Genomic DNA, 10413 nt, shown 5'->3' with positions numbered 1-10413 from the left:
CGCCTGGGAGAGGCGCCCGGATCGAGTGCCAATGGCTGTGTGTTCGATCCGTGAGGGAACCGAAAACCACGCTTTTCCCTTTCCGTGGAGCGAAAAGTCCCGGATTGGACTTTTTGCGACTCTATCAATCTTGAATTCGGGACATCCAGGCACCAGGTCCAGGGCTTCCTATTACCATTACTATTACCGCCCCTACTCTTCCCCGTGTCCCCGCCTCAGGTTTTTAAGACCCACTTGCCGCCAGTGACTCCAGAAGGGTCTTTCTGATCCTTTCGAGTTCCCCGGGATCCGACACCTTTTCCCCTTGCGACCCCTTGACGTAAAAGACGTCCACCGCCTGGTCCACCTTTGTGGAGACTTTGGCCGTGTGGATAGAAAGACCGAGACCGGCAAGGGTCGAAGTGATCCTGTAAAGCAGGCCAATGCGGTCGGTCGCGTAGACGTCGATAACGGTGTGTTCTTCGGAAATGTCGTTGTCGATCTCTATCCGTGTCGGAACCCCGATGGCGGTGCGGTCCCTCTTGTTCAGCGGCATGGAGAGCTTCCGGCTGGTGAACAGCTCCTCCACATCGAACTCACCGTCGATGACCTTCCTCAGCTCCCGATTCACGATGCGCGTCTTGACACGATCCTGGATCGGTTTCATGACGGTGTCGGTGACGCGCAGGACGTCGAAGACGATACCGTCCCTCCTGGTAAGGATCTGGGCGCCCAGGATGTTGATGTTGTTGGCGGAAAGCACCCCGGCGATCTTGGCAAAAAGACCCGTGTGGTCCCTGGCGACCACGTACATGTCCGTGTAGCCGCCCTCCCTGGCCTGCCGCCACGAAACGTAGATCGGGTCGTCGCCCATCTTGAAGCGTATCTTCACCAGATGGGACAACATCTTGGGCCGGTAGAGCATATAGGCCCTCTCGGTGAGGACATCCAGTTCGGCCCCGACCCTGTCGGCGCCGAACTCCTCCGACAGACGCTGTAAAATGATGGTCCTCGCCAGCAGCATCCTCTCGAGGACCTCTTCCCTGCTGACACCCCCCTGTTCGATGGCCTGGTAGGTCTCCAGGAAAAGTTCGGTGATGAGGCTGGCTTTCCAGTCGTTCCAGACTCCCGGCCCGACGGCCTTCAGGTCGGCCATGGTCAGAAGGAAGAGGAGCTTGAGACGGTCCACCGTTCCAACAAGCCGGGCGGTTTCCAGGATCGTCCTCTCCTCGTGCAGGTCTCTTCTCTGGGCGACGTGGGAGAGCAGGAGATGCTGCCTGATGAGAAGCATCATGGTCTCGATCTGGTCCTTCGGCAGCCCGAACCGGCGGCCTGCCCTGGCTGCCATCTCCGCGCCCGTCTCCGCATGGTTCGCCCCCTTCCCCTTTCCGACGTCGTGCATGAGGGCTGTCAGGAACAAGAGGGTCCTCTCACCGCGGGCCTCTTCCCAGACCTGCTGATAGACCTGCATCCCCGGCTCTTTCGCGCCGGGCAGTTCCACGATCTCCTTGATGGCCCTGATGCTGTGCTCGTCCACGGTGTAGGTGTGGTAGTAATCGTGCTGCATCTTGCAGTGGATGGTGGCGAACTCCGGAAGGTATTTCCCGAGGAACCGCAGCTCGTTCATGAGCAGGAGGGTGTCGTAAAGCCGCCGGTCCTGTTCGAGAATGGAAAAAAACAGGTCCCTCACAGCGCTGTTCCTGCGAAAGCTGTTATTGACCAGTTTCAGGGATCTTCGCACTCCCTGGGAGAGCGCAGGGGACAGTTCCAGGTTCGTGGTCTGGTAGCGCTTGAAAAGCTCCATGATGAGGGCCGGCTGCTTTTCGAAAAGCTCCACCGGATCTTCCCTGGTGTAGAGGTTCCCCTCCCTGGCGAAAAACCCGTTCCCGAGATCCCTTTCCCTCAACCTCTGGAGGATCCTTGGAGACCGGCGGCGGCTCTCCATGGACCTTTTGATGATCCCCATTGTTATATGGTGCGCCTGCCCCGTATGGCGGTAATACTCCTGCATGAACCTCTCCACGGCCTGGATCCCCTTGCGGTGGCGGATCCCGAACTTGTCGGCGACCATTTGCTGCCTTTCCATGGTCAGGAGGTCCCGGGCCGTATTGGAGGCGAAGTGCAGATCGCACCGGACCCGGAGAAGGAAGTTCAGCGACTCTGCCAGGGCCAGGTAATCCTCCCTGTCCAGGATGCTGAACCCCTCGATACCGGTCAGTTCCTCGAAGCTATCCACCGCGAACAGGACCTTGGCCACCCACAGGGAGGTGTGGATATCACGGAGGCCCCCCATTCCCTCCTTGAGGTTGGGTTCCAGGACGTAGATGGTCCCTCCCTGCCGCTGGAGGCGTTCCTCCATCCCGTCCAGCCTGGCACGCACGAAATCGGTGCCCACCTTGTCGAGCACCTTTTTTTTAAACCCGGTCTTGAACGATTCGAAAAAGGCGGGGTCTCCCTGGAGGAACCTCGCGTCCAGGATGGAGGTCAGGACATCGTAGTTATCCTGGGCGAGGCTGAAGCAGTCCCTGGTCGTTCGGGTGCTGTAACCCACATCGAGCCCGGTATCCCAGAGAACGTAAAGCATCCGTTCCGTGAACTTGCGGGTCCACTCGCTGATCTCCTCCGGCACGAAAAAGAGGAGATCCACGTCTGAGTGCGGGGCCAGCTCCCTGCGGCCGTAGCTTCCCAGGGCAAGAAGGGTCAGCCGCCTGTCTTCCTTCACCCCTTCCTTCCTGAGCCGGTCCGCCGTGTGTTCGAAGACGAAACCGATGATCTCGTCCATGAGGCGGGTGAGCTGCGTAATGATCTCCAGGCTGTCACGCCCGCTGTCATGCTCCAGCTTGAGTGTATCCCAGGCTGCCTGGTGGATCTTCTGGAGCTCTTTTCCAAGCTCCTTCTGATCTTTTATCTCCGCCAGCGCGTCGACGCCGATGAGGCTCACGGCCGCGGCCCCGACGCCGATGAAAGGGCCCTGACGAACTTGATGATCCCGTTGAGGAGGGATTGGGAGACCGTGTCACGGTAATCTTTCCTCGAAAGAAGCTTCTCTTCCCCGGGGTTGCTGATGAATGAGGTCTCCACGAGGACGGACGGCATCCGGGCGCCGATGAGAACGTAGAATGAAGCCTGCTTGACACCCAGGTTCCTGACGTCGCCAAAGCTCTCCGACAGGCCGGCATAAAGGCTGTCCTGGATCGATTCGGCAAGGACGCTGGACTGTTTGAGGTTCGACGTTCGGGTAAGGTCGAGAAGGATCTTTTCCAGGTCGGACAGGGCCTGCTGGGAGATGGCGTTCTCCAGCATGGCCGTTTCACTGGCTTCCCTGGTCTTGGCGACCCCCAGGAAGTATGTCTCCACCCCCCTCGCCTTGCGGCTCCTCGAGGCGTTGGTGTGGATCGAGATAAACAGGTCGGCCCCGTTGTCGTTGGCCATGGCGGTCCGTTCCTCGAGACCCACGTAGACATCGGCCTGCCGGGTCATGAGGATCTGGTACCCTCTCTCCTCCAGGATCGGTTTGAGCCTCAAGGCAAGGGCGAGGGTCACGTCCTTTTCCTTGAGGCCGTTTGGTCCCACCGCCCCTGGATCCCGGCCCCCGTGGCCCGGATCCAGGACGATCTTCTGCACACTCAAACCGAACTGCTGCGCCAGGGGAAGGGGCTCCGAGCTTTCGGCGGTCTCCATGGCAGGCTGGTCGTCGGCGTACTTGCCCCCCTCTCCCATGACGTCGATGACCAGGCGCGAGGGGTTTTCCATGCTGAAAACCCGATGATCCTTCATGCTGTCGATGTCCAGGACCAGCCTGACCGTCGTCGTATTGTACTGGGCCACCCGGGCCTGGAGCAAAAGCCCGTCGGCGATGGGGATCGTCTCACACAGGCTCCGGGGAATGGCCGCTCCCATGATATCGACGTAAAGCCTGGGCGGTTTGCCCGTGACCGGGTCCTTTTTGAGCTGGTTCTCGGAAAAGGCCATTTTCCCTGATCCGTAGACAACGACCCGGGTATAGTCCGGGTTCGACCAGTACTTGATGTCCGATATATTGACCTTGTCCCCCGTTACGGCGACCGTTTCGACGGGTTCCTGCCTCGGCGCGTAATCCGCGAGCTCGGTGAGCTTCCTGCCAGCTTTTTTCGCCATATCCCCCTTGGAATAGGACGACCTGATGGAAGAGTAAACCTCGTATGCCTCTTCCTTGTCCCCCATCTCCTCGAGGATCCCGGCGGCGGCGAAAAGAGCGTCATCCGCGAGGCTGTTTTTTGGATAGCTTTCCGCCACCTTCCGGAAACTTTCCAGGGCTTTTGTCAGGTCACCTCTAAGCCACGATTTCCGGTAGAGCTTCTGGTACAGGACTCCCATGTTGAAAAGGGCGTCCGGGGCCCTGGAGCATTCGGGATAGCGGTCGACGAGATCGTCGAACTTGCCGATGACCTTTTCCCAGCTGTCGTGGAACCGCTGTTTCCTCTCGCTTTCGAGGAGGGAGTAGTAATCTTTCCGTGCCGAGTCGTAAAGCCGCTCACAATAACTTTTTCCATGTGCGGGATCGACATGAAAAAAGTTATATGAAAGGGCGACGGCAAAGAAGAGCATAAGCCAGGACAATGGAGATATTGTCTTGTCCATCAGTACTTTCAAGCTGTATTTACTCCTTGTTATTTCCAAAGGTATTTTCCCACATACAAGATCATGGAGACTGCGCCGGATCAATCATCCGTCTCCAGGATCTTGTATTTTTTCATCCTGGCAAGCAGGTTCAGCGCTTCCAGGGGAGAAAGGGCGTCGATGTCGGCGTCGCCCAACATGTCGAGGATGTTCCGCGTGCCGTCGTTAAACAGCCCCATCTGTGATTCGGACGCCCCTTCCCCGTAAACACCTTCCTCACCCGAGACCAGGACGGGCATCCCTTCCCTGTCAAGAGCGTGGGACTCCAGGTTTCCCAGGATCTCCCTGGCCCTGGTAACCACCGTTCCCGGAAGTCCGGCCAGTTTACCCACCGAGATCCCGTAGCTCTTGTCCGACGCGCCTTCCTGGACCCGGTGCAAAAAGACCAGTTTTTCCCCCCACTCCCGGATGGAGACGTTGTAGTTTTTCACACCCTCCCTTGTCAGCGCCAGCTCCGTCAACTCGTGGTAGTGGGTGGCGAAAAGGGTGCGGCATCCTCGCGGGGAACCTTCCAGGAGCTCCTCCGCCACTGCCCAGGCGATACTGATCCCGTCGAAGGTGCTGGTCCCCCGCCCGATCTCGTCGAGGATCACGAGGCTCCTGCCGGTGGCGTTGTTGAGGATCTCGGCCGTCTCCACCATCTCCACCATGAAGGTGGACAGACCCCTGGCCAGCTGGTCGGATGCGCCCACGCGGGTGAACACCCTGTCCACGGGGCTGATGAGCACCTCCCTGGCCGGTACGAAGGAGCCCGCCTGGGCCATGATGGCGATGAGGGCAACCTGCCTCATGAAAGTGGACTTCCCGGCCATGTTGGGGCCCGTGATGATCATCATCCGGTTCAGACCCGAATCAATATAAAGATCGTTGGGAACGAAAGTCCCGCTCACCCCTCCCTTTTCGAGAACGGGATGCCTGCCCTGGGTTATGGAAATCCGGCCCTCCGGGTCGTCTTCCAGGAACGTCGGGCGGGCGTAGGAGGAACAATGGGCCAGCTCGGCCAGGGACGTGAACACATCAGCCATGGCAAGGCCCCGGGCGGACACCTGGAGAGGTCCGGTGCTGCGCCCGATCTCCCGCCGGAGGTCCTCGAAAAGCTCCCTCTCCAAAGCAACCATCCGCTCCTGGGCCGAGAGGATCTTCTCCTCGAGGCCTTTGAGCTCCTCGGTAATGTACCTTTCGGCGCTGACCAGGGTCTGTTTCCGGATCCACGCTTCCGGCACCATCTCCTTGTGCGCGTTGGTGACCTCCAGGTAGTAACCGAAAACCCTGTTGAACCCGATCTTGAGGCTCGGTATCCGGGTGGCCTCTTTTTCACGGGCCTCCATGTCGGAAAGGAACTTCCTCCCATCCGTGGTCAGGGAACGCAGTTCGTCCAGTTCCACGTTGTGCCCTTCCCTGAAAACGCCCCCCTCCCTGAGAGTCGCCGGGGGTGAAGACACGAGGGCGTTTTCGAGGTAGGCCGAAAGCTCGTCCAGGGGATGGATCATCCTGCACACCTGCTCCCCGAGGTCGGAGTCGAGGTCGGCCAGCAGCCCCTTTACCCGCGGGAGCTCTTCCAGCGACTGGGCCAGGGAAACGGCGTCCCTCGGTCCGGCGGTTCCAGAGGCGAACCGGGCCACAATACGCTCGATGTCCGAGACCTGGCGCAGTTTTTTCCTGATGCGGCCCCTCAAGATGACCTCTCCGACCAGTTCCTCCACCAGGTCGAGCCGTTCGTCGATCTGACCGACCTGGAGGAGCGGGCGGATCAGCATCTCCCTCAAAAGCCTGGAACCCTGGTGAGTCACCGTCATATCCATGACGGCCAGAAGGCTCCCTTCGCGGCGTCCGTCGGTAGCCGATCTCAGGATCTCCAGGTTGCCCAGGGTATTGGGGTCGAGGACCAGGATCTCGTCGTCCTGGATGGTCCGTGGCGGCTTGAGGTGGCCTGGAGGCTCTCCGTGCACCTCTCCCAGGTACCACAGGGCGGCTCCGGCAGCGCCCAGAGCCGGACCGGTGAGGTGGGTTCCGAACCCGGAAAGGGTCCCGACACCGAAGGACCTCTTGAGGGTTTCCCGGGCCGCATCCTGGTTGAAACGGTACTTTTCAATGGCGGTGAGGTGGCCGGCGGCGTGGAGGAGGGCATCCGGCCCGCCTGCCCCCTCAGGCATCAGGACCTCCCGTGGTTCGTACTGGGCAAGGGTCGTGGCCAGCCGGGACGCGGCGCCGTCCCCCTCGAAACCGGTCACCATGAACTCTCCCGTAGACGCCTCAACCAGGGCCAGGCCGTAGCCCCCGGAAACCGGGTTGACCGCCGCCAGGTAGGACGGCGAGTCCGCGTCGAGGAGGGTCTCTTCCACGACCGTCCCGGGGGTCACGATGCGGGTCACCTCCCGGCGCACAAGGCCCTTGGCCAGGGCGGGATCCTCGACCTGTTCACAGATGGCGACCTTGTGGCCGGCCTGGACCAGTTTCGTCAGGTACCCCTGGGCGGCGTGATACGGAATGCCGCACATGGGTACGGCGTTGTCCTTGCCCTTGTCCCTCGTGGTCAGGGCGATCTTCAGGACCTGGGCGGCGACCACGGCGTCGTCCAGGAACATCTCGTAAAAGTCTCCCATCCGGAAAAAGAGGATGGCATCCGGATGCTCGCCCTTGATGGCGAGATACTGCTTCATCATGGGAGTGCTGGTCCCGCCGGAGTTTTTAGACCGGGTCTGCTTCACCGCGTGACCACCTCTACCGGAACCCCGAGACTGGTTTTTATGTCCTCGGAAAGGATCATCGCCTCCACCTGATCTGTGAGGGGCCCGTATTCCAGGTATGTCTTCCCCTGTTTTCTTACTTCACGGACCGGGACGTCGGAACCGACCACCTCGTCCGAGTTGAAATTGCCCCTGACCGGCCCGGCGAGAACGTAGATCTCCTGCTTTTCCCCTTCACGTACATCAATCCCGACCATGGCCATGGAGTGGTAAAATTCCTCTTCCCGTCCGACCCATCCTGAAAGGACCGGGATACGCTTCAACGCTTCCCTCAGGTGGGCAAGACCCTCTTTTTCCTTGCCGAGGGCGTTCTCGCAGAGGGCCATTTTCAGGGCAATGATGGCCCTCTCCACATCACCTCCCGCTTTCCCCTGGGCGATCCGGTAGCGCCTGATCGCTTCCTCGTAGATCCCCCCGGCATAAAGAGCGTCGCCGATCCCCGCGAATGCCATCCAGCTGTCTGCCGACCGGTCAGTGCTCTCAGCGGAACGTTCAAAATACTCCTTGGCCTGCCGGAAATCGCCGGTGAGCAGGCTGATCCTTCCCAGAATGTACAGGGCCCGGGTGACCTGCGCCGGTTCACCGGTTTTAACGGCCCCGGAAAGCCTCAGGGACGCTTCGGCAAGGTTGCCGACCATGTAGAAGGCCTCACCGACGGTAAGATCCTCCATCGGTCCAGCCTGGACGGAAAAGGGCAGAAAACAGATCGCCAGAAGGGTCAGAGTTACGACCGGCCTTGATAACTTCGTAAAAATTCCCTTTGAGCCATTTTGCGGGGCTGGGGATGGCATAATATGGCAGGTTTTCACCTCATTCTCCCTCCCCCCGGCGTGCGGTTCGACCATTCCCCTCGACATGGCTCGGGACAGGCGACAGGCACATGGCCCTGGGCAAACGAAAGTGAGTCGAAGGGCAGGCTCACCGTCCCGAGCAAGGTCGAGGGGCCCTCAAGGGGGAGGAAGAATCAGGAATGTGGACTATTTCAGGCCCCCACGCCATGTGCGTGGCCCCATCAATCCTGACCGGGTCGTAAAAAGTCCAGGCGGGACATTTTGCGAGTCCATCAATCATCTTCCAGGGCCCGGCGGAGTTCATCGGCGGAAACGCCCTTTAAGGATGAAGTTCCAGACCTTTCCACGTCGTCCTTGACCGGGGAGGGTTCCGGGACAGGCGGTGGATCCGGGGAGAGCCGGGCTGTGGTCTGTAATTGGGAGACAGGTTCCGCCTGCCCTTGCTGCTTCCCGCGCACTTCATCCAGTTCGGACTTGAGCTTCCGCACCTCCCTTTCGGCGCCTGCTGTACGGAACTTGTGCCTTATTCCCGAAGAGAACCCCACGATAACGGCCAGGAGGTAACCTGCCGCAAACGCCAGGATCACGTAGAGGGACAAGGGCAGATCCATTGTGGACCAGGCGAAGTATTTCAGGGAAATGGGCTGGCCGTTCTGCTGGATAAAGGCAGCCAGGAAGAGGGCCAGGAGGAGAATTAATGCTGAATAGATGTATTTCATTACGAACTCTCCAGTTCTAGTCGTCCAGAGTCCAGCGACCAGGGTTCAGGGTGAATCGTGAACCGTGAACCTTTCACCGTCTCTCGTAATTATCAAACAGCGGTCTCAAACCGTTGTAAGTTTCCCTGATCGCCTCCGGGATCACCCGGTGATCGGCCACCACCGGCATGAAGTTGGTGTCGCCGTGCCACCGGGGGACGATGTGAAAATGCACGTGTTCCTCCAGACCGGCCCCTCCCGTCTTTCCCAGGTTCAACCCGGTATTGAACCCTTCCGGCTCCATGCACCTTTCGAGGGCCTTGAGGCCAAACCGGAACAGCTCCATGGTCTCCCGGTACTCGTCTTCGGTCAACTCCGAAAGGTCGGCTGTGTGAGCTATGGGAGCCACAAGGATGTGCCCGTTGTTGTAGGGGAACTTGTTCATGAGGACCACGGCGTGTTCGCTGCGGTAGAGCAGCAGGTTGTCCTCCGAGGGCTCGGCCCCGGCGAGGTCGCAGATGAAGCACCCGCCCTCCTTGTCGGAGAGGATGTACTCCATGCGCCATGGGGCCCAGAGAACTTTCAACTGTGCCTCCTCGCGGCACCATTCTTCGCGTGGGTGCATGGGTGCGTGGGTGCGTGGGTGCGAAAAATCATTAAAGCCTCGACATAGGTAATACAATCTTGAACCCGCCGACCACCGGCTTTCGGTTCAGGGAAAAGGTTAAAGGTAAAATTAGAAAGGAACTTCGCGTTCACTTTCCTCTTTCCACCTTCTCCTTTCCACTGATTTAAACCGTTAGTTCCGCTCAACGGTTCCAAATCATTTGATTATAACAGGAAGAAGAACAGTGTCTAGAGTCTAGTGTCTAGTTAAAACGCAGGGTCTTCTGCAATAGCGCAGGGAGAGTGAATTAGATATCTTTCTATTCAAGCAATTTCTGTATTCTCTTGTTTTTTATTTCATCATTCAGCGTATCTCCAGTATCACAGGTCTTGGTAATATCGTTCCATGCCCCACCAGCATCCAGACACTAGACACCAGAAACTAGACACTTCCCTCACTGGATGTCTGAGTGAGGGAATCACCACCCTTCGGGTGCCTTGGGCGCAGGCGGCCAGTTGTCGGTGTTGTACATCTCCGACGCGTCCCAGCACCCTTTCAAGCAGAAGTCCACCGGCTCGAAGCAGACACAGATACCGCAAAAACTGGTCTGGTACGGATCCCCTTCGATCCTGGCGCCGCACTCGTCACACCACAGGTCCACCGTTCCGAAGGTCTTGAACTCCGACTGGCTGTAGTTGGTACTCATTACGCACCTCCATCCACCTCATACTGCATTATCAGGGGGATGGAGAATGGTTGTCAAAGGAAGATTAGGGTTTGAGCTTTGAAGCACCACTTTGGATTTTGCGACTTTATACCTTGGATATGAAAAAGGCAGGCCAAATAGCCTCCTGTGTAAAAAGTTTGATGTTGTTTTTTTGCACCCAAGCACCTGTAATGGATTCCGGATAATCACGCACACGTGATTTCCG

7 protein-coding genes are annotated in these 10413 nt (G+C 58.8%); all 7 read right to left on the bottom strand.

Features of this window, described 5'->3' with window-relative positions:
* Positions 1-223 precede the first annotated feature (223 nt).
* Entirely contained in the window at positions 224-2920 is a 2697-nt protein-coding gene (glnD, locus tag P1S46_04680) for a [protein-PII] uridylyltransferase (GenBank protein MDF1535783.1), read from the bottom strand.
* Complete coding sequence (locus P1S46_04675; GenBank protein MDF1535782.1) at positions 2917-4611, bottom strand: N-acetylmuramoyl-L-alanine amidase; 1695 nt, start codon at positions 4609-4611, stop codon at positions 2917-2919. Before P1S46_04675 ends, glnD begins: the two co-directional genes overlap by 4 nt.
* A 68-nt stretch (positions 4612-4679) precedes the next feature.
* The gene (mutS, locus tag P1S46_04670; GenBank protein ID MDF1535781.1) at positions 4680-7346 is read right to left on the bottom strand and encodes a DNA mismatch repair protein MutS; all 2667 of its coding nucleotides are present in this window, start codon (positions 7344-7346) and stop codon (positions 4680-4682) included.
* Positions 7343-8056, bottom strand: a complete 714-nt coding sequence (locus P1S46_04665) for a tetratricopeptide repeat protein (GenBank protein ID MDF1535780.1) — start codon at positions 8054-8056, stop codon at positions 7343-7345. Before P1S46_04665 ends, mutS begins: the two co-directional genes overlap by 4 nt.
* A gap of 392 nt (positions 8057-8448) precedes the next feature.
* Complete coding sequence (locus tag P1S46_04660) at positions 8449-8895, bottom strand: LapA family protein (GenBank protein ID MDF1535779.1); 447 nt, start codon at positions 8893-8895, stop codon at positions 8449-8451.
* 73 nt (positions 8896-8968) lie between these two features.
* Positions 8969-9460 carry an HIT domain-containing protein gene (locus P1S46_04655; GenBank protein MDF1535778.1) on the bottom strand — a complete coding sequence of 164 codons (492 nt, stop codon included), beginning with the start codon at positions 9458-9460 and terminating at the stop codon, positions 8969-8971.
* A 499-nt stretch (positions 9461-9959) separates the two neighbouring features.
* Entirely contained in the window at positions 9960-10187 is a 228-nt protein-coding gene (locus P1S46_04650; GenBank protein MDF1535777.1) for a hypothetical protein, read from the bottom strand.
* Positions 10188-10413 lie beyond the last annotated feature (226 nt).

The organism is bacterium (genome assembly GCA_029210545.1).
Classification (GTDB): Bacteria; BMS3Abin14; BMS3Abin14; order BMS3Abin14; family BMS3Abin14; genus JARGFV01.
The sequence above is the reverse complement of the archived record's forward strand: the minus strand, read 5'-3'. Positions and strand labels throughout refer to the sequence as shown.